This window comes from Streptomyces griseoloalbus (assembly GCA_014650015.1).
Lineage (GTDB): Bacteria > Actinomycetota > Actinomycetes > Streptomycetales > Streptomycetaceae > Streptomyces > Streptomyces griseoloalbus.
Genome location: BMUD01000143.1, coordinates 1 through 575 on the forward strand (window position 1 = coordinate 1; position 575 = coordinate 575).

The following is a 575-nucleotide window of genomic DNA, read 5'->3' on the forward strand; positions in this document are numbered from 1 at the left end:
TCATGGTGGGTTCCTGCATGACGCGGACCGGTTCGATCCGGAGTTCTTCGGGATGTCGCCGAGGGAGGCGACGGCGGCGGATCCGCAGCAGCGGCTGCTGCTGGAGACGGCCTGGGAGACCTTCGAGGACGCCGGCATCGACCCCACCTCGCTCCGCGGCACCGCCACCGGCGTCTTCACCGGTGCCATGTACGACGACTACGCGGCCCGCGTGGTCGCCAGGCCCGGCGAGTACGAGGGCTTCCTGCTCGCGGGCAACCTCTCCAGCGTCATCTCCGGCCGGATCGCCTACACCTACGGCCTGGAAGGCCCCGCCGTCACGGTGGACACCGCCTGCTCGTCGTCGTTGGTGGCGTTGCATCTGGCGGCGGGTGCGTTGCGCAACGGTGAGTGTGATCTGGCGTTGGCCGGTGGTGTGACGGTGATGTCGCAGCCGACGACGTTCGTGGAGTTCTCGCGGCAGCGGGGGTTGTCTCCGGATGGCCGGTGCAAGGCGTTCTCGGCGGCTGCGGATGGTACGGGGTGGTCCGAGGGTGTGGGGCTGCTGTTGGTGGAGCGGTTGTCGGACGCGCGGC

General features: G+C 69.6%; 1 protein-coding gene. It reads left to right on the top strand.

All coding sequences use genetic code 11. The annotated features are described in order from the left end of the window. Positions 1–575 (top strand): beta-ketoacyl synthase N-terminal-like domain-containing protein (locus tag IE178_RS35300; protein ID WP_193515103.1); only part of this gene is annotated, 575 nt, incomplete at both ends.